Source organism: uncultured Fibrella sp. (genome assembly GCF_964250085.1).
Lineage (GTDB): Bacteria > Bacteroidota > Bacteroidia > Cytophagales > Spirosomataceae > Fibrella.
The window spans coordinates 937,300-958,886 of sequence record NZ_CAXUEC010000003.1; the positions used below are offsets into that span (position 1 = coordinate 937,300).

At 52.8% G+C, this 21,587-nt stretch carries 18 protein-coding genes; 12 read left to right on the plus strand and 6 right to left on the minus strand.

From position 1 onward, the window contains the following. Positions 1 to 33 precede the first annotated feature (33 nt). From ACFE8Q_RS13510 to ACFE8Q_RS13530, 5 genes are all read right to left on the minus strand, one after another. Positions 34 to 636 carry a hypothetical protein gene (locus ACFE8Q_RS13510; protein WP_375445921.1) on the minus strand — a complete coding sequence of 201 codons (603 nt, stop codon included), beginning with the start codon at positions 634 to 636 and terminating at the stop codon, positions 34 to 36. 202 nt (positions 637 to 838) lie between these two features. Then, on the minus strand, positions 839 to 2,074 hold the full coding sequence (gene clpX / locus ACFE8Q_RS13515; protein WP_375445922.1) for an ATP-dependent Clp protease ATP-binding subunit ClpX: 1,236 nt from the start codon (positions 2,072 to 2,074) through the stop codon (positions 839 to 841). 86 nt (positions 2,075 to 2,160) lie between these two features. Continuing rightward, positions 2,161 to 2,691, minus strand: a complete 531-nt coding sequence (locus ACFE8Q_RS13520) for a 5'(3')-deoxyribonucleotidase (RefSeq protein ID WP_375445923.1) — start codon at positions 2,689 to 2,691, stop codon at positions 2,161 to 2,163. 42 nt (positions 2,692 to 2,733) lie between these two features. Beyond that, positions 2,734 to 4,116 (minus strand): dihydrolipoamide acetyltransferase family protein, encoded by a 1,383-nt coding sequence (locus ACFE8Q_RS13525; RefSeq protein ID WP_375445924.1) that lies wholly within the window; start codon positions 4,114 to 4,116, stop codon positions 2,734 to 2,736. A 122-nt stretch (positions 4,117 to 4,238) separates the two neighbouring features. Then, positions 4,239 to 5,486, minus strand: a complete 1,248-nt coding sequence (locus ACFE8Q_RS13530) for a competence/damage-inducible protein A (protein WP_375445925.1) — start codon at positions 5,484 to 5,486, stop codon at positions 4,239 to 4,241. Positions 5,487 to 5,650: 164 nt separating this feature from the next. Here ACFE8Q_RS13530 and ACFE8Q_RS13535 point away from each other — a divergent pair, with 164 nt between their 5' ends. The 4 genes from ACFE8Q_RS13535 (at position 5,651) to eboC (ending at position 9,363) form a co-directional block, all read left to right on the plus strand. Beyond that, on the plus strand, positions 5,651 to 6,424 hold the full coding sequence (locus ACFE8Q_RS13535) for a DUF4197 domain-containing protein (RefSeq protein ID WP_375445926.1): 774 nt from the start codon (positions 5,651 to 5,653) through the stop codon (positions 6,422 to 6,424). A 190-nt stretch (positions 6,425 to 6,614) separates the two neighbouring features. Beyond that, positions 6,615 to 7,376, plus strand: coding sequence for an EboA domain-containing protein (locus ACFE8Q_RS13540; RefSeq protein WP_375445927.1), 762 nt, complete (start codon positions 6,615 to 6,617; stop codon positions 7,374 to 7,376). 102 nt (positions 7,377 to 7,478) lie between these two features. Further along, positions 7,479 to 8,477 (plus strand): TatD family hydrolase, encoded by a 999-nt coding sequence (locus ACFE8Q_RS13545; protein WP_375445928.1) that lies wholly within the window; start codon positions 7,479 to 7,481, stop codon positions 8,475 to 8,477. Between the two features lie 4 nt (positions 8,478 to 8,481). Further along, positions 8,482 to 9,363, plus strand: coding sequence for a UbiA-like protein EboC (gene eboC / locus ACFE8Q_RS13550; RefSeq protein ID WP_375445929.1), 882 nt, complete (start codon positions 8,482 to 8,484; stop codon positions 9,361 to 9,363). 95 nt (positions 9,364 to 9,458) lie between these two features. Here the strand turns inward: eboC and ACFE8Q_RS13555 are convergent, their stop codons facing one another. Then, positions 9,459 to 9,776 carry a hypothetical protein gene (locus tag ACFE8Q_RS13555; protein ID WP_375445930.1) on the minus strand — a complete coding sequence of 106 codons (318 nt, stop codon included), beginning with the start codon at positions 9,774 to 9,776 and terminating at the stop codon, positions 9,459 to 9,461. Positions 9,777 to 10,283: 507 nt separating this feature from the next. On the opposite strand from ACFE8Q_RS13555, the gene ACFE8Q_RS13560 reads away from it, so the two are divergent. From ACFE8Q_RS13560 to bioB, 8 genes are all read left to right on the plus strand, one after another. After that, entirely contained in the window at positions 10,284 to 10,751 is a 468-nt protein-coding gene (locus tag ACFE8Q_RS13560; RefSeq protein WP_375445931.1) for a response regulator, read from the plus strand. Continuing rightward, complete coding sequence (locus ACFE8Q_RS13565) at positions 10,748 to 14,491, plus strand: CheR family methyltransferase (protein ID WP_375445932.1); 3,744 nt, start codon at positions 10,748 to 10,750, stop codon at positions 14,489 to 14,491. Before ACFE8Q_RS13560 ends, ACFE8Q_RS13565 begins: the two co-directional genes overlap by 4 nt. A 291-nt stretch (positions 14,492 to 14,782) precedes the next feature. Then, the gene (locus tag ACFE8Q_RS13570) at positions 14,783 to 15,943 is read left to right on the plus strand and encodes a 3-dehydroquinate synthase (protein WP_375445933.1); all 1,161 of its coding nucleotides are present in this window, start codon (positions 14,783 to 14,785) and stop codon (positions 15,941 to 15,943) included. 54 nt (positions 15,944 to 15,997) lie between these two features. Continuing rightward, positions 15,998 to 17,188 carry a metabolite traffic protein EboE gene (eboE, locus tag ACFE8Q_RS13575; RefSeq protein ID WP_375445934.1) on the plus strand — a complete coding sequence of 397 codons (1,191 nt, stop codon included), beginning with the start codon at positions 15,998 to 16,000 and terminating at the stop codon, positions 17,186 to 17,188. Positions 17,189 to 17,298: 110 nt separating this feature from the next. Next, positions 17,299 to 18,714, plus strand: a complete 1,416-nt coding sequence (locus ACFE8Q_RS13580) for an alkaline phosphatase family protein (protein ID WP_375445935.1) — start codon at positions 17,299 to 17,301, stop codon at positions 18,712 to 18,714. 121 nt (positions 18,715 to 18,835) lie between these two features. Then, the gene (gene gldC / locus ACFE8Q_RS13585; protein ID WP_375445936.1) at positions 18,836 to 19,189 is read left to right on the plus strand and encodes a gliding motility protein GldC; all 354 of its coding nucleotides are present in this window, start codon (positions 18,836 to 18,838) and stop codon (positions 19,187 to 19,189) included. A gap of 36 nt (positions 19,190 to 19,225) precedes the next feature. After that, complete coding sequence (locus ACFE8Q_RS13590; RefSeq protein ID WP_375445937.1) at positions 19,226 to 20,440, plus strand: TlpA family protein disulfide reductase; 1,215 nt, start codon at positions 19,226 to 19,228, stop codon at positions 20,438 to 20,440. A gap of 84 nt (positions 20,441 to 20,524) precedes the next feature. Continuing rightward, positions 20,525 to 21,517 carry a biotin synthase BioB gene (gene bioB / locus ACFE8Q_RS13595; RefSeq protein ID WP_375445938.1) on the plus strand — a complete coding sequence of 331 codons (993 nt, stop codon included), beginning with the start codon at positions 20,525 to 20,527 and terminating at the stop codon, positions 21,515 to 21,517. The last annotated feature ends 70 nt before the right edge of the window (positions 21,518 to 21,587 follow it).

Below are 21,587 nucleotides of genomic sequence, written 5' to 3' on the forward strand. Positions count from 1 at the left end.
GGAAATAACCAATGAATTAATGTGAACTACTAATTAGAGCAGGCCCAAAATAACGAGGACAATACCAACCACCAAAGCGATCAGACCAATAGTTGCCGCTGTACCGGTTGTCAACAGCAACAGAAGTAAGCCAATCAGACCGATTACCAGACCGGCTGTTAGCGTGCTGCTCCGCATTGGTTGTTCAGGCGCCAGATGCTTCTGAATCTTCTTGTCCATGCTTTTCAGCATCATGCGCTTAACCAGCGTGGTTTTCTGGCTAACTGCATTGTTTGTTGTCAGGGCCTGTTGTGGGTTGGCAGCCAACACTTCCCGAATTTTAGTGATCCGGCGCTCCAGTTTGCGCGCATCGGCAGGACGGGCTTTCGTCGATGCGTAAGCTTCTGCTTTAGTCAGTGCCTCGTTGATCGTAGCGTTTGCAGCTACGGGCGCGGCTGGAGTTTCAGCCACGACGGGTGCAACGGCTACCGGTTCGCTAGCTACTACTTCCTGAGTGGCTACTGGCATAACCGGAGTTTGTACCGAATAGAACCGTTCTGCTTTAGACGGCTGAAAAGTAGCCACCGGACGGCTGCAAGAGCCTAAAAAAGCCGTAACGGCAAGGACTAAAAGTGTGTGTTTTGTCGACGTGTTCATAACGTTCGTGTGTTAAGTGAGAGATAAGCTATCTGCCTCCTAACACGAACCCCTCCTGAATGTTGTGAACATCTGACGCAATGGAACTAATTGCGTTTTCTGTAATGCCCCAAAAAAAGGCGGACGTCGCGCCGCTACAGGGCCTAATGACAGGTGTAGCAACGCGACGTCGATTGGTAACTCGTTGGGCGCTCAGCCCTGTTTATGCGGCTTTCCGAAGTTCGTGCGCCGCCGTGCGGCTGAACTTCTCGGAGGCATACTCATGCGTAATGGTCAGTTCTTTTTTTCCTTCCTGCGAGGGAAGCTCAAACATAGCATCCGTGATAATCGATTCGCAGATTGACCGAAGCCCGCGAGCACCCAGGTTGAAAGTAAGCGCCTGATCAACAATGTAGTTCAGCGCCGAATCGTCCCAACGAACGGCTACGTCGTCCATCGCAAACAGTTTATCATACTGTTTGGTAATGGCATTTTTAGGCTCTGTCAGGATACGATAAAGCGCGTCGCGATCGAGCGCATCGAGGTGTGTCAGCACGGGCAACCGACCTAACAGTTCGGGAATAAGGCCAAACGATTTCAAATCCTGCGCCGACACGTACCGCATCAGATGGCTCCGATCGGTGCTGGCGTGCAGGCGGCGCTCGTCGGTAAATCCGATAGGACGCGAGGTTACCCGTTTGGCGATATGCCGCTCGATGCCGTCAAAAGCACCACCGCAGATGAATAAAATATTTTCGGTATTAATCGAAATTAAACGCTGATCCGGGTGTTTGCGCCCCCCATGCGGCGGCACATTGACCGATGACCCTTCCAGCAGTTTGAGCAATCCCTGCTGCACGCCCTCGCCACTCACATCGCGGGTAATCGACGGGTTATCTGATTTGCGGGCAATCTTGTCGATCTCGTCGATGTACACGATGCCCATCTCCGCCTGATCTATCTTGTAGTCGGCCGCCTGTAAGAGCCGCGTCAGCACTGTTTCCACGTCTTCGCCAACGTACCCGGCTTCGGTAATAACGGTGGCATCGGCAATGCAAAAGGGCACATCGAGCATTTTGGCGATGGTGCGGGCCAGGTACGTCTTACCGGTCCCGGTTTCGCCCACCATCAGAATATTCGATTTTTCAATCGTGATCTCGTCGTCAGTGCGCGGCTGCATCAATCGCTTGTAGTGGTTGTAAACGGCCACTGATAATACTTTTTTCGCTTCGTCCTGCCCGATAATGTACTGATCCAGAAACCGCTTCATTTCCTGCGGCTTGATCAAATTCAGCTTTGGTGGCTCTGCGTTCTGGCTTTTCTTAGGGCGCGTTTCTTCAACAACGACTTCAAATCCCTGTTCGATGCAATGATTACAAATGTGGGCATCGATACCAGACAGTAGCAATTGAACTTCATTTTTGCGGCGACCGCAAAACGAGCAACTTATTTGAGGCATATTCACGTGGGGCGTTACGTATAGTTGGCTAGTTGTACATTCAACGAGTTGTTCAGGCTGCTTGTTGGACCGTTGGTTAAGAAACGCTAACCGAGTAGCAGATTTGTTACGTCGGTCCAGTTCATCACCCGCTCGAAGGCCGTTTCATCCCGATTATGCAACCCATCGAACAACAGGCCCTTCCCCTTGAACGTGTGTAGGTTATACGGCATATCGTCGATGAGGTAATCGGCGCCTAAAATACTCTTATCGCCAAGGAAGATAATGTTTTTCCAATGAATCGACGGAAAATAGCGGGCCAGCCAGTCGTATTTTTCACGAAACGAATTAGGGAACTCCATCGCCGCCGTAGCCACGAAGACGTCGTACTTTTCCTGAAGGGCCAAAACCGCCTCCTGCGCACCGGGCATCACCTCGATATCAGCGAAAAAGCCCGGCTCGAATACCTGCTCGTGGATGGATTTTCGCTCGTTCTCGTCCAGAATCTCCTGAAAGGATTTCTGCTCTAGTTCGGCCAGTTCATAGCGGGGCGCACCCGAAGCCAGGTACAGTTGAATCAGTTTGGCGTGGGTGTTGGCCAGCACATCATCCTGGTCAATGCAAATGCGTTTCTTCATAAAGGTTGTATGGTACGCGAAGATGGTACGCGGATCATCATGTTAGAGGTTAGGCTCGTTCCAGCCCTCGAAATAATCGGCAACACGGCGGACAAACTGCCCACCGAGGGCTCCATCCACCACGCGGTGATCGTATGAATGGCTCAGGAACATAAGTTGGCGAATACCCAGCAGATCGCCCTGTGGTGTTTCAATCACGGCGGGTTTTTTCACAATTGCTCCAAACGCCATAATGGCTACCTGCGGCTGCACGATGATGGGCGTACCCATGAGGTTACCGAACGTACCTATGTTCGAGATCGTGTAGGTCCCGCCAGCCAGATCGTCGGCCGTGAGTTTGTTTTCGCGGGCACGCCGCGTCAGGTCGTTCACTTTTTTTGTCAGGCCAATCAAGTTATACTGCGCGGCGTCGTGAATGACCGGCACAATGAGGTTTCCCGTTGGCAGGGCTACCGCCATGCCAATATTTATGCTGCGTTTGACCAGAATGTTGTCGCCATCCACCGATACGTTGATCATCGGAAAGTCGCGAATGGCTTTCACCACCGCGTCGATCAGGATGGGCGTATAGGTCAGGTTTTCGCCGGTCTGTTTTTTGAAGGCGTCTTTATTGGCCGTGCGCCACTGCACAATGGCAGTCATGTCGGCTTCTACAAACGACGAAACGTGCGGTGATATCTGTTTCGATTCCACCATACGCTGCGCAATCATCTTCCGCATCCGGTCCATCTGAACAATGTCGGCCGACCCATTCAGGCTGGGGGCATGGGGCTGGGCGCGTGGAGTTGGGGGCGTGGCAGACGGCACAGTTGCCTTTTTCTCGCTGCTCCCTGCCCGCTGTGTTTCGGCACGGTCGAGCACATAGGCCAGCATGTCTTTCTTGGTCACCCGGTTGTCGGAACCACTCCCCGGAATTGTGTCCAGTTCGGCACGGGAAATGCCTTCTTCCCGCGCAATATTCAGCACGAGTGGGGAGTAGAAACGGCCCTCGAATGCCGGACCCGCCGCTACCGGCACCAGTCCGGGTTTTGTGCTCATGGACCCGATGCTGGCTTCGAGCGCCGCCGCCGAGTGGACTACTTCAGCTTCCTCTACATCGTTGGCGGCAGCTACGTCGACGCCGACCTGCTCCAGTGAAGCCATAGGAACAGGGTCCGGTGACGCAGCGGACGTACCTGCTTCCTGTTCCGTTTCAATCCGGGCGATGACCTGACCAATCGGCACAATGTCGCCTTCGTTGACCAGCCGCTCTTTCAGTATGCCCGTTGCCGAGGCTGGCACTTCGGTGTCAACCTTATCCGTTGCCACTTCGAGCACCGAATCGTCAACTTCAATGCGATCCCCAACCTCTTTGAGCCAGGTGATAACGGTACATTCTATTATACTTTCGCCCATTTTGGGCATGACCATGTCGATGAGAGCCATATTATGGGACTTTGGATTTTGGATATCGGATTTGGGATTTGTTGCTTACGCGTTCAACTGTTGTGGCAGAGAACGTGAACGCGTAAGCAACAAATCCCAAATCCGATATCCAAAATCCAAAATCAAATTAGTTGTTCACGTAAAAGATTTAGTAGGTACGTTGTGGTGAGCGTGATATTCTGCTCACGATACTGGCCCAGTTTCAGGTGCTTCGTAACGGTCCCGTTATCCGTGGCTACGGCGATCCAGACGGTGCCAACGGGCTTGTCGGGTGTACCGCCGTCTGGTCCGGCAATACCGGTGGTGGCAATGCCTACATCGGTGCCAAGCATGACCCGCACGCCTTCGGCCATTTCGCTGGCTGTTGGTTCGCTCACGGCCCCAAACTGCCCAAGTGTTTCGGGATTCACGCCAAGCGCAATGATTTTGACCTCGTTGCTATAGCTAACAATACCGCCAGCAAACACAGCCGAAACGCCCGGTACCTTCGTTAGTGTGGCCGCTACCTGTCCACCCGTACAGCTTTCGGCAACGCCCAGCATCAGGTTTTTTTCTTTCAGCAGCCGGATCACGACCGTCTCAATTTCGTCGTCATCATAGCCATACACGTTCTTTTCGATCAGCGGAAGCACCCTGGCTACCTGTTCATCGAGTTCACGGCCAAGCTGGTCATTATCCGTACCGGTAGCGGTCAGCCTGAGTTTTACACCGCCAAAACTGGGTAAGTAAGCAAGCCGGATATGAGGCGGCAGGGCATCTTCCCAGGCCTCGATGCGCTCGGCCAGAAATGACTCCCCGATGGCAATCGTCCGGATCATTTTATGGCGGATAACTGGCATCACGAATCGCTCTTTCAGCTTCGGTAACATCCGATAGGTCATCAGGCTTTTCATCTCAAACGGAACGCCGGGCAGTGAGATAAAGACCGTATCGTCCTGATCGAACCACATACCAGGGGCCGTTCCCCAATCGTTCTGAATGTACTCGGCGTTTTCGGGCAGATCGGCCTGCATGCGGTTGAGGTCGGTCATTTCACGGCCGCGTTTCTCAAAAAAACCGGTTACCAGCTCCAGCGCCGCCTGATTGCGGACCATGCCGACGCCGAAAAACTCACAAAGCGTTTTTTTGGTAATATCATCTTTGGTTGGTCCCAGGCCACCGGTAATGATCACCACATCGGCGCGGGCGGCGGCTTCGGCAAGAGCCGTTAAAATAACCCCGGCTTCATCGCCAACGGATGTCTTCCGAATAGTCCGTATGCCGATGTTGGTCAGTTCAGTACTGATCCACTGGGTATTGGTATCGATAATCTGGCCGAATAAAATTTCGTCACCAATGGTAATCACTTCGGCCCTGATGGTAGTTGGCATAGAGAATGTATTGATCTAAATGAACGACGGCATTCCGCGTTCGAAGCTACCGTAGGGTGTAAACTGGCCATTGCCGCTGTGTTGGGCGGGAACATTTTTTTTGTACAGGCCGCTTTACATTCTACAGTTACCAATGTCAAAAGTACGTAAAACAACCTATTGAGATGAAACCAATTCGTGCATGGGCCCTGGGCCTCTCGCTTTTGCTCACCGGGGCCGTTCAGGCTCAGGACACTACCAGTAAGCCCGCACAAAAGCAGCCGTCCAGTCCATTTGGCAAGCTGGGTGGCTTACTCGAGAAAGTGATCCAGCCGGCTGCGTCGGGAGGGTCACTCTCGTCGACCGAGATTGCTACCGGCCTGAAAGAAGCGCTTCGCGTGGGCATCGACAAGGGTGCAACCCAGGCTTCGGCATTGGATGGCTACAATAAAAACACCCTGATCAAGATCCTGTTTCCCCCTGAAGCACAGCGCATTGAATCTCGTTTACGGCAGCTAGGTTTCGGCAATCAGGTCGACCAGTTTGTGCTGGCCTTGAACCGGTCGGCCGAAGATGCGGCCAAAAAGGCGAAACCTGTTTTCTTCAAAGCCATTACCCAAATGTCCATTTCCGACGCTGTGGGTATTTTGCGGGGTGGTCAGGATGCGGCTACGCAGTATTTGCGCCGCACCACAGGCCAGCAGTTGGTCTCGGAATTCACGCCAATTATCGACAGCACCCTGCAGAAGAACAACGCCACGCGGTATTACAACACCCTGGCGTCGACGTATAACCGGCTTCCCCTGGTAAAACCTGTCAACGCCAACCTGACCGAATACGCCACCAACAAGGCCGTCGACGGGCTGTTTATTCTGGTGGCTCAGGAAGAAAAGCGCATCCGCGAAGACCCCGTTGCCCGCGTCACTGACATTCTAAAGCGGGTTTTCGGTAGCAAGTAATTGGCTCAATTTAAAGGGGGTCGTGCATGGCAAAAGCCGTTGAGAGTTATACTCTTGGCCACTTTCGCCATGCACAGCCCCCTTTAAGCGAATTTGATGCCGTTTACGTTTGTTATTGATCAAAATCAGTAGTGTACCTAATACGGCTACTTTTTTCGTTGCGCTTCTTGTTGCGTCTTTGTGGTTCATTATGACAACTCTTCAATCCACCTTCATCAACGCAGCCACTGACGCCGAACGACACTGGCTGGAAAGCAAACTGGCGGCTCCTACCCCGGCGAAACTGGCTGCATTTGTAGCGGCTCCCCGGTTCATTATCCGCAGGAACGTACCTGAGAAGCCCGACGGAACGCCGCCCAACGGAATGCCGCCCAACTGGACAATGGACCAGTTGGCACGCGGACTGCTGCTCACGTCCCTGCCAGCCGAACCGGAAGATGCCTATGTGAAGGCCATTCAAACGCTGTTTGATACGGCCGAGTTGCAGGAACTTGTTGCGCTGTACGCTGCCCTGCCCCTGCTAACGTACCCGGAACGCTGGCTATTTCAGGCCACCGAAGCCGTTCGGTCCAACATGAGTCCGGTGTTCGATGCCATCGCGTTTGGCAATACGTACCCAGCCGATTATTTCCCTGAAGCGGCCTGGAATCAGTTGGTGCTCAAATGTATTTTTAACGATAAACCCATCACTAAAATCACAGGTTTAGCCCAACGGGCCAACCAGACACTGGCCAATGACCTGTCGAACTTCGCCCATGAACGCTGGGCCGCCGGCCGGACCGTTCCGGCGGAAGTATGGCAATTGATTCCGCACTTCATGAACGAAACGTTGCTCGCCGACGTAAAAAAACTATTGCAATCACCCGACGAACGCGACCAGCTCGCCGCCCGTCAGGTGATTGCCGAAACCGACTACGAACCAGCAAGACAGTTATTGGTTACTGGTTATTAGTGACTCGTTGTTGCTCCGCTGAGGAGCTTCGCCTTACGGCACAGGCTGTACCTGTGCAACGCCAATAACCAGTGACTAATAACCAGTAACCAACTCTCTCCTATGAACCCTTCTCACGCCGAAGACGAGGCCGTTTCACCAAGCCCGGCACCCGTAGCCGAAACGCCCTTCGACTACCCCACCTATATTCAGGGTATGCGTTTTTTTGACCCGCATATTCACATGACTTCCCGCACCACCGACGACTATCAGGCGATGGCCGATGCGGGTATTGTGGCCCTGATCGAACCCGCTTTCTGGCTGGGGCAGCCGCGTACCGGTCTGGCTACGTTTAAAGATTATTATAGCAGCCTGATTGGCTGGGAACGGTTCCGGTCGTCGCAGTTTGGCATCAAGCACTATTGCACAATCGGGCTCAACTCGCGCGAAGCCAACAACGTACCCCTGGCCGAGGAGGTGATGGAACTGTTGCCGCTCTTTGTGTACAAAGAGGGCGTGGTGGGCATCGGTGAAATTGGCTTCGACGATCAAACGGCCGCCGAAGATCGGTTCTACCGGGCTCAGTTGGAACTGGCAAAAGAAAGCGGTTTACCCGTCCAGATACATACGCCGCATCGCAACAAAAAGGAAGGCACTGAGCGCAGTATGGCCATTGCCCTCGAACATGGTCTCGACCCTCGAATGGTGATCGTGGATCACAACAACGAAGAGACGGTGAAGTCGGTGCTGGATAAAGGATTCTGGGCGGCATTTACGATTTACCCGTTCACCAAAATGGGTAACGAACGCATGGTCGAGGTGGTGCGGCAGTACGGCCCGGAACGCATCATGGTGAACTCAGCCGCCGACTGGGGTATCAGCGACCCACTGGCCGTGCCCAAAACGGCAGCACTGATGGTTATGCGCGGCATTCCGCTCGAGCACATCCGGCAGGTCACGTACCAAAATGCCATCGATGCCTTTGCGCAAAGTGGCCAGATAAACACCGCTGATTTTGCGGATGGACTGGCAATTGACCAAAGCCAGAAATTCAACGGCAACACCATTCTGCGGGGTGGTCAGCAGCCGAGATTAGATAAAAACTCCGTTCTAATAAAATAACCGAGTGAAGTCCTATTTACAATTAATGCGGCCGGCCAACCTCGTTACAGCCGTAGCCGACGTTCTGGCGGGTTTATCCCTGGCCGCGTTGACAGGCATGTTTTCTCTGTTGACAACCCAACAGCCGATCTGGCTATTACTGGTGTCGACTATTGGCCTCTACGGCGGCGGTGTAGTTTTGAATGATGTGTTCGATGCGGAACTCGATGCCGTTGAACGGCCGGAACGGGCTATTCCCAGTGGGCGCGTCAGTCTGGGCCAGGCGTCGGCTCTGGGCGTTGGTTTGCTGCTGGCTGGCATTGCCCTGGCTTTTTTTTACAGCCCTGCAACGGGTGGTACAGCCGCCCTCATTGCGGGGCTGGCCGTTTTTTACAACCGCTTTGGCAAGCACATGTCGTGGTTTGGCCCGATAAATATGGGCCTTTGCCGGGGGTTCAACCTGCTGTTGGGCGTTGGCGCAGCCGGCCCAACGGCTGTTCAGTCGCTGTGGTGGCTGGCGGTGGTTCCGGTCATCTACATTGCCGCTATCACCATGATCAGCCGCGACGAAGTGCATGGCGGCAAACGCCTGACCCTCTACGCAGCCGCCGGATTTTACCTGCTGGTCAGCACGGCCCAGCTAGTCATGGCAGTCAGTGCCAATACGTTGATGCTGACTGTCAGCTTCGTTCTACTGCATCTTTTCCTGATTGGCCGACCACTTCTGAAAGCCATCCAGCACCCAATCGGCCCCAATATTGGTGGTGCCGTAAAAGCGGGCGTGCTGTCTCTGATCGTGATGGATGCCGCCTGGGTGAGCGTTTCCGGCAACTGGCAACTGGCCCTGGGTACGTTGCTGCTGTTACCCGTTTCGATCTGGCTGGCCAAAGCATTTGCCGTAACATAATATACTGAACGTCAAATCGCTACAAAAATCTACAAGGCTGTTGTCGTTAGCCATTTGCTGACGTAAACAGCCTGGTAGGTGTACGATCTGCTGCCTTACGACTTCACTTTCTCCTGCCTGCGCTGGACTTTCCGCGTCCGCTGGCGTTCAACGATTTTCGCGCGTTTGTCGGCGGGCAGGGCGGCCAGTTTAGCTTCGCGCTGCTGACGATGCGTTTCCCTGAATGCTTTCCGTTCATCGGGCGTCATTTTGTCAAATTTGGCTTTGCGCTCAGCCTTCATTGTCGCCCGTTGCTCTGGTGTCCTGTTTCGGTGCCCCTGATGATTGGCAGAAGCAGGGGCAGTAGGTTGAGACTGAGCATAGGCACCGGCCGAGAGTAACAGGGCAATGGCTACTAATTTCATCGTTTTCATATTCGTATGTTGGTTTAACGTAATTCGGTGGTTGGACATCGACGAACGCGAAAGGTTTAGCCGGTCATCAGGAGGTTGCCCGTACCAGTCCCTACGAACCTGAAAAGAAACGCGTCATTGCGCGTACGCTGGCTACACCGGCCCTGCAACATGCTGCCAAATAGTTATAAAAGCACGTATTTTTATGGGTAATTGGATGAACAGCCTCATAAGATAACCAGTTTGTGAGCAACATTTTCCAGAACGATCGGGCATTCAGGAAACGGCAGCTATCAGCAGGCTGCAACTTTAATGTATTTAGTCTTTCTGATTAACTACATTTAGTAGAATTTACTTAAGCACACTGCGGCCAGTTCCAGGATAGCAAAGGTGCCCCCACTAACTTGAATAGCTTACATGAATGCACGTCTGATCAATGCATCGTCACGTCCTGTTTCAATGGCAGGCATTTCCAGGTGACAGTACGTTTCCCAACTCCGTAACTCACTGCTAGCGCAGGCCTCACTGATGAATACAAATTTCCTTAAGTTACTGCTCGCAGATGATGACGAAGACGATTGTTTTTTTTTCAAAGAAGCAGTACAAGGCTTGCCTGTAGCCACAATGCTGACTGTCGTCCACGATGGTGAACAATTGATGGAGTTACTCCATAATAAAGCATCAGACCTGCCCGACTTTCTTTTCCTCGACCTCAACATGCCGCGTAAAGGGGGGCACGAGTGTTTAATGGAGATCAGACTTAGCCCCACACTAAGACGGCTTCCTGTCATTATCTTGTCTACGTATATCAATCCTGACACGGAAGAAAAACTGTATAAAAGCGGGGCCACCCATTGTATTGTCAAACCACCCCACATTGCTCAACTCAAAGACGTTATTCAGCGGGAACTGGCACTAACCGTGGAAGCCGTTAGCCTGCCACCAGCCAAAGACGCCCTCCCTGTTGAGGTCGTCCCGACACCAAAATCAACGTGAAAAAAAAAGAGAAAATACTCTCCGACAACCTGTTTCCGGTGGTGGGTATCGGTGCGTCGGCGGGTGGGCTGGAAGCCTTTCGAAATTTCATTAAAGCCATTCCTGACCAGTCGGGAATGGCGTATGTACTGGTGCAGCACCTTGATCCTAACCACGAGAGCTTGCTGCCCGATTTGCTGCAAAAGGTCACCAATATTCCGGTGCTGGAAATTGCTGACGATGTCAAGGTGCAGCCCAACCATATTTATATTCTGCCCAGCAACAAAATGCTGGTGGCCAACGACGGCGTATTGCAGCTTAGCCCCCGCACCACGAAAAAAGGGGAACTCAATCTGCCTATCGACCTTTTTTTTACGTCACTGGCCGCCATTCATCATAATCATGCCATCGGCATTGTCTTATCCGGTACAGGCAGCGATGGCACCAATGGCCTGAGAGCAATCAGAGCTAACGAGGGGATCACCTTCGCCCAGGACGAAGCGTCGGCAACGTACCCAGGAATGCCCCGAAATGCCGTGCTGTCCGGAGTGGTCGATTTTGTGCTACCGCCCAACGAAATGCCCCAAAAGCTTCAGGAAGTAGCCCATAGTATCAACGAAATGGCCACTGGCAGATCGGCTATTTTGCTATCTGATAACGACATATTTGGCCAGATACTGGCGGTGCTGCGTGCCCGCCGTAAAACCAACTTCACCTACTACAAACAGACCACTATCCGTCGGCGAATAGTGCGCCGGATGGCGATTAACAAAAACGAAAATCCGGCCGAGTACCTTCAGTATCTGCGGCAAAACCCGTCAGAGCAGGATGCCTTGTATCAGGATCTTTTGATTTCGGTAACCTCATTCTTCCGCGACAACACGGTATTTGACACGCTGTGCGAGTCAGTTTTTCCGCGTATTGCCCAGAAGACGGCCAGTAAACCCATCCGGGTGTGGGTAGCAGGGTGCAGCACCGGCGAAGAAGCCTACTCGATTGCCATGTGCTTTAGCGAATATCTGGGCAACAAAGCAGAACGGGTGCAGATTTTTGCCAGCGATTTAAGCGACCAGGCCATTGCCAAAGCCCGTACCGGCCTATATACCAAAGCCGAGGTGAGTGGCGTGAGCGCGGAGCGGTTACTGAAATTTTTTACAAAAACCCAGGGTGGGTACCAGATCAATAAATCGGTGCGGGCTATGTGCGTGTTTGCCTCGCACAATTTCCTGACAGATCCGCCTTTCATCAAGATGGATTTTATCAGTTGCCGCAACGTGCTGATTTACCTGAGCACGTACCTGCAAAAAAAGGTGCTCACTACCTTTCATTATGCCCTGAACCCAACCGGATTTTTACTGCTTGGCAAGTCAGAAACCATCGGTGGTGTGCCAGACCTGTTTGCGACTGTATCCAAAAATGAGAAACTATTTTCCCGGAAAGACACGCCCACGCGCTTTATTCCGGTCGCCCCCGGCCGAAAGGAATTAACAGCTCAGCCCGTCAGGCCGAACCCTGAAACCAAGTCAATGAAAACCGATTTCCAGAAAACAGCCGACGAAATTATTCTGGCTAACTATTCGCCCGTCGGCGTAATCGTGGATGAGTCGCTCGACATTGTGCATTTTCGGGGTAATCCCAGCACTTATCTGGAACAATCGTCGGGTAAACCCACGCATAATCTGCTGTTGATGGCCAAAAACGGGTTGGCATTTGAGTTGCGGAATATGCTTCACAAGGTCAAAAAAGAAAAAATCCCGATTAGTAAAGAGAATATTCTGGTGGAGGTAAATGGAAACCTGACCACCATTACCATCGAAGCCATTCCGCTGCCCAATACTGTTGAGCCGCATTACCTGGTTCTTTTTCACAGTCGTGTGGCCGTTGGCACTAAGTCGACACGGAGCAACCGGAAAACGGCCAAAGCGCTGGAGAAAGACGATAAAGACCTGCGCATTCTGCAATTGGAGCAGGAACTGGTACAACTTCGCGACGATATGCGGGGCATTACCGAAGATCAGGAAGCTGTCAACGAAGAACTACAAAGTGCCAACGAAGAGCTTCTGAGCGGTAACGAGGAATTACAGAGCCTGAACGAAGAAGTAGAAAGCAGCAAAGAAGAGCTGCAAAGCACCAATGAAGAGCTAACGGTAGTAAATCAGGAAATGTCCAGCCTGAATGAACAGGTAACCGCAGCCAGAGATTATGCCGAAGCCATTATTGCCAATATCCGCGAGCCGCTGCTGGTGCTGAACAGTAACTTACGGGTAAAACTGGCAAACCAGTCTTTTTATAAAACATTCCGGGTCAGTGAAGTCGAAACGGAAGGAATGCTGGTGTATGACCTGGGCAACCGGCAGTGGAATATTCCCCAACTGCGTACGCTACTGGAGCATATTCTGCCCCAAAAATCGACATTCAGTGATTTTGAAATTACCCACAACTTTGCCACTATCGGGGAGCGGGTGATGTTGCTGAATGCCCGTGAGATTGTGGATAAAAAAAGCGCAGACAGGCTCATATTGCTGTCCATCGAAGACATTACCCAAGCAGCCAAAGCGCGGGAAGTTGAACAGCAGGCAACAAAACGGTTTCAGTTTATTGCTAATTCAATGCCGCTCAAAGTCTGGACGGCTGATGCTGTCGGCAACGTTGATTATTGCAACCAGAGCTGGTATGAGTACACCGGTCTTTCATTCGACGACCTGAAAGATTGGGGATGGGAAAGAAATGTTCACCCCGACGACCGGAAGAAGACCAGAATAAATTGGCAGCATTCGATTGACTCCGGCGCCGATTTTGACATGGAACACCGCTTTCTGAATGCATCCAGTGACTACAAATGGCATCTCAGTCGCGCTATTGCCTACAAAAATAAAAGCGGCGACATCACCATGTGGATAGGCACCAACACGGAAATCCAGGAGCAGAAAGAACAGACAGAAGTGCTGGAAAAAGCCGTTATCAGCCGGACACACGAGCTGCGGCTGGCGAACGACATGCTGGGCAGAAAAAATAGCGAACTCAAAAAGATAAATAAAGAACTCGAATCGTTTACGTATATATCGAGTCATGATTTACAGGAGCCGCTCCGAAAACTACAAACCTTAGCCAACACTATTCTTGAAAAAGAAAGCCGGAATCTTTCGGTCAGCGGCAAAGATGCGTTCAGGCGGCTACAGAAATCAGCCGAACGGATGCAGCACCTCATCCAGGACCTGCTGGCCTTTTCCAAGCTCAGCAGCCATGAACTGACTCGTGAAATGATTGACCCCGCCCTGATTTTGACCGAGGTGGTTAAAGAGTTCAGCGAGTTGATTGACGAAAAGCACGCCATCATCGACATCACGGAACTGTGCCCAATCAATATGGTAGCCTTTCAGTTTCGCCAGTTGCTGACCAATCTTATTGGCAATGCCCTTAAGTTCTCAGACCCGTCTGTACCACCACACATACGCATAAGCTGTGTGGTGGTGAAAGGCAGCGACTTAGGCAACGAACTGCTGGTGGCAAACCAGACCTACTACCACCTCACCGTGACCGATAACGGCATCGGTTTTGATCCGAAATACAACGAAAAAATATTCGACGTTTTTCAGCGGCTTCATCGAAAAGAACAATACGATGGTACAGGTATTGGATTGGCTATTGTAAAAAAAATTGTAGAAAATCACAACGGGTTGATCGTCGCTACGGGCGAACTGACTAAAGGGGCCAGGTTCGATATGTATATACCTGCTTCAGTTGCGAACGACCAAAGCTAGCCAGTTAACAAGTAGGTCTCCGTGACACTAACCGGCCACCACCCGCGCCTCATCCGGCGGGATAATTCGGATAGAGTTATGCCTACCACCAGGCCCGTTGATCCGTGGATGATTCTTACAGATGTGCAGAAGTTCGTAAGCCGGTCAGCTATGATGCCTGCGGCGAACTATAACGCGGAGGTCAAGGTATATAAAGAGAGAGCGCCGTTTAGCCTGATCCCTTAATTCGTAAGCGAAAACATGGGTATTCATGGGTAAATTTGTCTTTTCCTTTATCTGACTACTTTTGAAATGACCTCACTTCAACAATCGTTCAACGTTCCGTTCACGTACACTGTCTCGTTCACCAATAGCCTGTTCAGCGTCACAAATCCAGTTTTCCGTACATTCCTCAACCAGCAGGTTATGGGTAAGCTGGTGCGAAAAGTACTGGTCGTGATTGATGAAGGCGTCGCGCAGCATCATCCATCGCTAGCCAACGATGTACGAACGTACCTGGCTCAGTCAGCGAACGTTATCCTGGCTGCCGAGCCACTGGTAGTACCCGGTGGCGAGGCCGCCAAGAACGACCCCAAACTGGTTGACCTGCTTGTTGATGCTGTCAACGAGTATGGAATCGACCGGCATTCATACGTAATTGGCATAGGCGGTGGCGCGGTGCTCGATCTGGTGGGCTATGCCGCCGCTATTGCTCATCGGGGCGTTCGGCATATCCGCATTCCAACAACGGTGCTGTCGCAGAATGATTCGGGTGTTGGGGTAAAGAATGGCGTCAACTACCGGGGGAAGAAAAACTTCGTAGGTACGTTTGCGCCACCCGTTGCCGTTTTCAACGATGCCCGTTTCCTGACTACCCTCGATGACAGGGACTGGCGGGCAGGCATTGCCGAGGCGGTAAAAGTGGCCCTCATCAAAGACCTGTCTTTTTTCGAGTGGCTCGAAACCAACACCGATGCGTTGGCCCGCCGCGACGCCGACGCCATGAACTACCTTATCTACCGCTGCGCCGACCTGCATATGCAGCACATATCGGGCGGCGATCCGTTCGAGATGGGGTCGGCCCGGCCGCTCGATTTTGGGCACTGGGCCGCGCATAAGCTGGAATACCTGACCAACTTTTCGGTTCGTCATGGCGAAGCCGTTGCCATCGGCATTGCGCTCGATGTGGTGTATTCGCAACTGGCCGGCCGCATTCAGGAAGCCGATACCGAGCGGATTATGCACGTGTTACAAGGCGTAGGTTTTGAGCTGTTTCACCCCGCCCTTGCCGAAAACAACAGCGAGCACCTGGTTCGTGGCCTGGCCGAATTTCAGGAACATCTCGGCGGCGAACTGACTATCACCCTGCTCGATGCATTGGGTAAGGGCGTTGAAGTACACGAGATGGATATAGCCCTGATTCGCCAGGCGGTGGCCAAACTGGAAATTAATTCATTGTCAAAAGCGTACTAGCCAATGGCTCCCGCAAACTGCGGTAAGACCTTTCGACCGTTGACTTCCAAGAAAATGCACCTCGGTTATTGCACCAATATTCATCCTGGCGAAACATGGTCTGACCATTTTCAGCACCTGCGCAACCAGGTTCCAGCCGTTAAAGCGGCCGTTTCACCAGACGCTCCCCTTCCGCTTGGTCTCCGGCTGGCGAATCAGGCCAGTATTGACCTGACAAAACCCGAAAACCTGGCCGAGTTTCAGTCGTGGCTGGCCGATACAGGCTGTTACGTGTTCACTATGAATGGATTCCCCTATGGCGGCTTCCACAACGAACGGGTAAAAGATCAGGTCCACGCCCCCGACTGGACAACCAACGAGCGCGTCGACTATACTATTCGGCTGTTTCACCTGCTGGCGAAGCTTCTGCCCGATAGCGAAACCGAAGGCGGTATTTCTACCTCGCCCCTCTCCTATCGCCTCTGGTGGCCGTCGCCCGAAGCGCGGCAGGAGGCAACGCAGGCGGCCACGCAACATGTGCTGCGCGTGCTCGACGAACTGATCCGGTTGCGTACAGAAACAGGTACGTTGCTCCACCTCGACATTGAGCCCGAACCCGACGGCCTGCTCGACAACGTGGCCGACTTTGTGGCCTGGTATACGCAGGTGCTGCGCCCCGCCGCGCGAACGTACCTGGCCGAAAAACACGGTTTAGACGTACCTGAGGCCGACGCAGCCGTACGTGACCATATTCAACTCTGTTACGACGTGTGCCATGTGGCCGTTGCCTACGAAGAAACAGACGCTGTTCTGGCCTCCTTGTCAGAAGCTGATATTCGGGTTGGTAAAATCCAGATCAGTTCGGCCCTGCGTCTACAATTCGAGGAAAATTTCGGGGAAAAAATCAATGCGATTGCCGCTTTCAACGAGCCAACGTACCTGCATCAGGTAGTGGCTCGCCTCGCCGACGGAACACTCAACCATTACCCTGACCTTACGGAAGCACTGGCTGATTTCGACGCCAATACGCACTGCGAATGGCGGGTTCATTTCCACGTTCCGCTGTTTCTGGAAACGTATGGCCTGTTGCAGTCAACCCAGAATAACGTCATCGAAGTATTGAACCGGCAACGTACCCAGCCGTTCACCAACCAACTGGAAGTCGAAACCTACACCTGGGGCGTACTTCCTGCCGACGTTCAAGTGCCCATCAGCGACTCGATTAGCCGCGAAATGGCGTGGGTGACTGACATGTTCACTGTTTGAGGATTAACAGATAAACTGTAACACGGACTGAAGTCCGTATTCTAAGTGAAAAATACGGACTTCAGTCCGTGTTACAACGCCTCACATTTAACCTAAACACATCAACGCCCATGAACAAGACCGTAGTTATCGACATCGTTGGCCTGAGTGCCAGCCTGATTGGCGAGCATACGCCGTTTCTAAAACAGTACATCGAGGCCCGGCACCTGACCTACATCAAGCCGGTGCTGCCGGCCGTGACCACTACCGCGCAGAGCTGCTATGTAACGGGCAAATGGCCGTCTGAGCATGGCATTGTGGGCAACGGCTGGTATGACCGGGAAGATGCGGAAGTAAAATTCTGGAAACAGTCGAACAAGCTGGTTAAGGCCGAGAAGATCTGGGAACGCGCCAAACGAGAAGACCCGACGTTTACCTGCTCGAAGATGTTCTGGTGGTACAACATGTACGCCTCCGTCGACTATTCGGTGACGCCCCGGCCCCAATACCATGCCGACGGGCTGAAAATGCCCGACTGCTATAGCCATCCGGCCGGGTTGCGCGACGAACTGACGGCCAAACTGGGTACGTTCCCCCTGTTCAACTTCTGGGGACCGAATGCCAATATCGTATGCTCGAAGTGGATTGCCGACGCGTCGATGTATGTCGACGACAAGCATGATCCCACGCTCACGCTGATCTACCTCCCCCACCTCGATTACGGGTTGCAGAAATTCGGCGTCGACTTCGCCAACATAGCCAGCGATTTGCGCGAGATCGATCAACTGGTGGCTGAACTGGTAGCCTTTTACGAAAAGAAAAAAACGCGGGTGATCCTGCTGTCGGAGTACGGCATCAACAGCGTCAACCGGCCCATCTACATCAACCGGGCGCTGCGCGAAGCCGGGCTGATCGCCGTTCGGATCGAAGCGGGCCGTGAACTGCTCGACGCCGGTGCGAGTGCCGCCTTTGCCGCCCCCGACCATCAGATTGCGCACGTGTACGTAAACGACCCTGAGCAGATTACCCGGGTGAAAAAACTGCTGGAAGCCTTGCCGGGCGTGGCCGAAGTGCTCGACGAGGAAGGCAAAAAGGCCCATCACCTTGACCACGAACGATCTGGCGATCTGGTAGCCGTTGCCAAACAGGATAGCTGGTTTGCCTACTATTACTGGCTCGATGATGCCAAAAAACCAGACTATGCCCAGGTGGTCGATATTCACCGTAAGCCCGGCTATGACCCCGTCGAACTATTTATGGATCAGACCAATCCGCTGATCAAAGCCAAAGCGGGTTATAAACTGGCCCGTAAGTTGCTCGGCTTCCGGTATTTGATGGACGTGATTTCGCTGGATGCTACGCTGGTAAAAGGCTCACACGGTGCCATTGACATCGGTCGGGAGTATTACCCGATCCTTATCACGGATGAACCCGGACGCGAAACGGCTACCGAACAGCCTGAGCTGGACGCTACTGAGGTCTATAATGTGATCTGGCAGCAGTTGAATGCCCCGGTTTTACAGCCAGCGCGTTCGGAAAATGCTTAATTTTGACTAAAAATCAAGCAAAACTAGTTCGGTGTATGCTCGGTTTTACCCCCAACCCCCTTCAGGAGGTTGGGGGTAAAACCGAGCATACATTAAACGTCGAACTTCCCCAACAACACATATGCGTCAATCTGAAATAAACTTCACCGTTGAGTTAGACAACGACAACGTACCTGATAAAATCTATTGGGACGCTACCGATAACCCGAATGAAGGGCTCAATGACACCAAGGGCGTATCGATTGCCGTCTGGGACCACTACCACCACAACACGCTGAAAATCGACCTGTGGACGAAAGACATGGAGGTGGGCGACATGAAGCGGTTTATGATCGAAATCATGGGCGGTATTGCCAGCACGGTTCGTACCGCCACCAACGACGCCGCCATGGCCGACGACATAGATAACCTCTGCCGTACGTTGAGCAAGCGGGTAGAAGCTGAGTTCCGGGCCGAAAATCAGGCGGGGAAGTAACCGTAGTCGCCACTAACACGCATCTCCACCGTACCAATGATGAATCGTTCAAACTGGCTCCAGATGGAGCGTATTATTCTGTTTCTGTGTCTGTTGGGTACCGTCGATGCGCTGGCTCAGAAAGGCATTACTTTTCAGCAGGCTCCGATCAGTACAGTGTTCAAAACGGCGCAGAAGGCGGGCAAACTGGTGTTTGTTGAAGTCTACTCGCCCGATTGCCACGTGTGCCAGAGCTTTATGCCCACGCTGGCCGACAGCCGGGTTGGTAAGTCATATAATGCCAAGTTTATCAGCACCAAAGTCGATATCAACCAGCCGACTACGCGCGAATGGCTTAAGTCGAAGAAATTTTATGTGCCTTCGCTCCCGCTGTTTCTATTTTTCAGCCCCTCGGGCGAGCTGGTTCATTTTGCCATGAGCCAGAACTCGGCCGATGAACTAATTCGGCACGCTAACAACGCAGTGGCCCCATCAACGCGGAGCCAGACCTGGAAACAACGCTTCAACGCCGGTGAAAAATCGCCTAATTTCCTGATCGATCTGGCTATGTATAGCCGGGTTATCTGCGACACGGTGACCAACATGGCGGCTATGGAAGACTATGCCCGGCAACAGCCTGCCAACACCTACATCGCCAACACAAACTGGCTGGTGACGCAAAAGCTGGTTATCGACATGGACAATCCATTGGCTCGTAGTCTGGTCAACAACTTTGCTGCTTACAAAAAGCAGTATGGCCAGGCAGCATTTGATGTAGCCGAGAATATCCTGATGTCGTCCTTGTATAGCAGCCGCGGAGGTCGTTATTCGCCAGCCCAGATCAAACAGGTATATGACGGGTTGACAAAGATTGGGGTCGACCCGAAAATGGCTTCCTCACGTACCTTGCTTCCTGAGGTTAACGCTTATTTCCGGCTCAAGCAGGGCGCATTGGCCGCCGAACGCATGAACACCCACGTGGCCACGCATTCGCTGTCGGTTCCTGAATATATTTACGTGGCCCGGCTCTTCAACCGGAACAGCCCGGACTCGGCCGATGTACCTTCGCTGATCAAGTGGACCGCTAAAGCCCTGGCCTTGAAAACAACGCCCGGTGAGCAGGCCGATCTTTATTTTGAGCAGGCCGATGCCCTGCGCCGGGCCAAACGCACCACCGAAGCAAAGCAGGCCGCCACAAAATCGATGGAAATAGCCCAGGCCAGTCGGCTTGATACCAAACGAAATACCGAACAGATTAATAAACTTAAATAAGTTTCAGGTGCTTCGCTGGCGGGCTACCCCCAACCCGGCAGCGAAGCACCTGAAACCTGAAACTTTACTACCAACACCTTCCACATGCGCACAGACTGGACTCGCGACGAGGTCGCTGACATTTACAATAGCCCCGTTTTAGACCTGATTTACCGCGCGGCAACGGTGCACCGGCAACACCACGACCCGCAGGAAGTACAGGTCTGCACCCTGTTGTCGGTGAAGACGGGGGGCTGCCCCGAAGACTGCGCCTATTGTCCGCAGGCGGCCCGATACCATACCAACGTGAAGGTCCATAAGTTGCTGGAAGTAAACGAAGTACTGGAAGCAGCCAGCCGGGCAAAAGCATCGGGAAGCAGCCGGTTCTGCATGGGCGCGGCCTGGCGCGAAGTACGGGACAACCGCGATTTCGACAACGTACTCGACATGGTACGGGGCGTGAACGCCATGGGCATGGAAGTATGCTGCACCCTGGGAATGCTAACCGATGGACAGGCCCAAAAGCTGAAGGACGCAGGCTTATACGCCTACAACCACAACCTGGATACGAGCGAAGAATTTTACGGTGACATCATCAGCACACGTACCTACGACGACCGGCTCGATACACTCGGGCACGTGCGTGACGCGGGTATTTCGGTTTGCTCGGGGGGCATCATCGGTATGGGCGAATCCCACAACGACCGCATTGGTATGCTACTGACCCTGGCTACCCTGCCACAACATCCAGAATCGGTTCCCGTCAATGCCCTTGTTCCGGTTGAAGGAACCCCGCTGGAAGAGCAGGAGCGCGTGTCTGTTTGGGAAATGGTTCGTATGATCGCCACGGCCCGCATCATCATGCCCAGGGCAATGGTACGGCTGTCGGCGGGCCGGGTACGTATGACCACAGAAGAGCAGGCGCTCTGTTTTCTGGCTGGAGCCAATTCTATTTTTGCCGGTGATAAACTGCTCACGACGCCTAACCCCGACACAGACGCTGACCAGCAGTTGTTTCAAACGCTGAACATTCGGCCTCGTGCCGCTTTTAAAGACGCCAGTAAACCGGCTATTAGTTTCGAACAAATACCCGTGTAAGCTATATAACTTATCTTTTCTTTCTGTTCACAAAAGAAGCCTGACAACTCAATGTCAGGCTTCTTTTGTG

Coding starts and splice junctions, on each gene's coding strand:
- ACFE8Q_RS13510 (WP_375445921.1), bottom strand. CDS start 636: ATGAACACGTCGACAAAACACACACTTTTAGTCCTTGCCGTTACGGCT.
- clpX (WP_375445922.1), bottom strand. CDS start 2,074: ATGCCTCAAATAAGTTGCTCGTTTTGCGGTCGCCGCAAAAATGAAGTT.
- ACFE8Q_RS13520 (WP_375445923.1), bottom strand. CDS start 2,691: ATGAAGAAACGCATTTGCATTGACCAGGATGATGTGCTGGCCAACACC.
- ACFE8Q_RS13525 (WP_375445924.1), bottom strand. CDS start 4,116: ATGGCTCTCATCGACATGGTCATGCCCAAAATGGGCGAAAGTATAATA.
- ACFE8Q_RS13530 (WP_375445925.1), bottom strand. CDS start 5,486: ATGCCAACTACCATCAGGGCCGAAGTGATTACCATTGGTGACGAAATT.
- ACFE8Q_RS13535 (WP_375445926.1), top strand. CDS start 5,651: ATGAAACCAATTCGTGCATGGGCCCTGGGCCTCTCGCTTTTGCTCACC.
- ACFE8Q_RS13540 (WP_375445927.1), top strand. CDS start 6,615: ATGACAACTCTTCAATCCACCTTCATCAACGCAGCCACTGACGCCGAA.
- ACFE8Q_RS13545 (WP_375445928.1), top strand. CDS start 7,479: ATGAACCCTTCTCACGCCGAAGACGAGGCCGTTTCACCAAGCCCGGCA.
- ACFE8Q_RS13555 (WP_375445930.1), bottom strand. CDS start 9,776: ATGAAAACGATGAAATTAGTAGCCATTGCCCTGTTACTCTCGGCCGGT.
- ACFE8Q_RS13560 (WP_375445931.1), top strand. CDS start 10,284: ATGAATACAAATTTCCTTAAGTTACTGCTCGCAGATGATGACGAAGAC.
- ACFE8Q_RS13570 (WP_375445933.1), top strand. CDS start 14,783: ATGACCTCACTTCAACAATCGTTCAACGTTCCGTTCACGTACACTGTC.
- eboE (WP_375445934.1), top strand. CDS start 15,998: ATGCACCTCGGTTATTGCACCAATATTCATCCTGGCGAAACATGGTCT.
- ACFE8Q_RS13580 (WP_375445935.1), top strand. CDS start 17,299: ATGAACAAGACCGTAGTTATCGACATCGTTGGCCTGAGTGCCAGCCTG.
- gldC (WP_375445936.1), top strand. CDS start 18,836: ATGCGTCAATCTGAAATAAACTTCACCGTTGAGTTAGACAACGACAAC.
- ACFE8Q_RS13590 (WP_375445937.1), top strand. CDS start 19,226: ATGATGAATCGTTCAAACTGGCTCCAGATGGAGCGTATTATTCTGTTT.
- bioB (WP_375445938.1), top strand. CDS start 20,525: ATGCGCACAGACTGGACTCGCGACGAGGTCGCTGACATTTACAATAGC.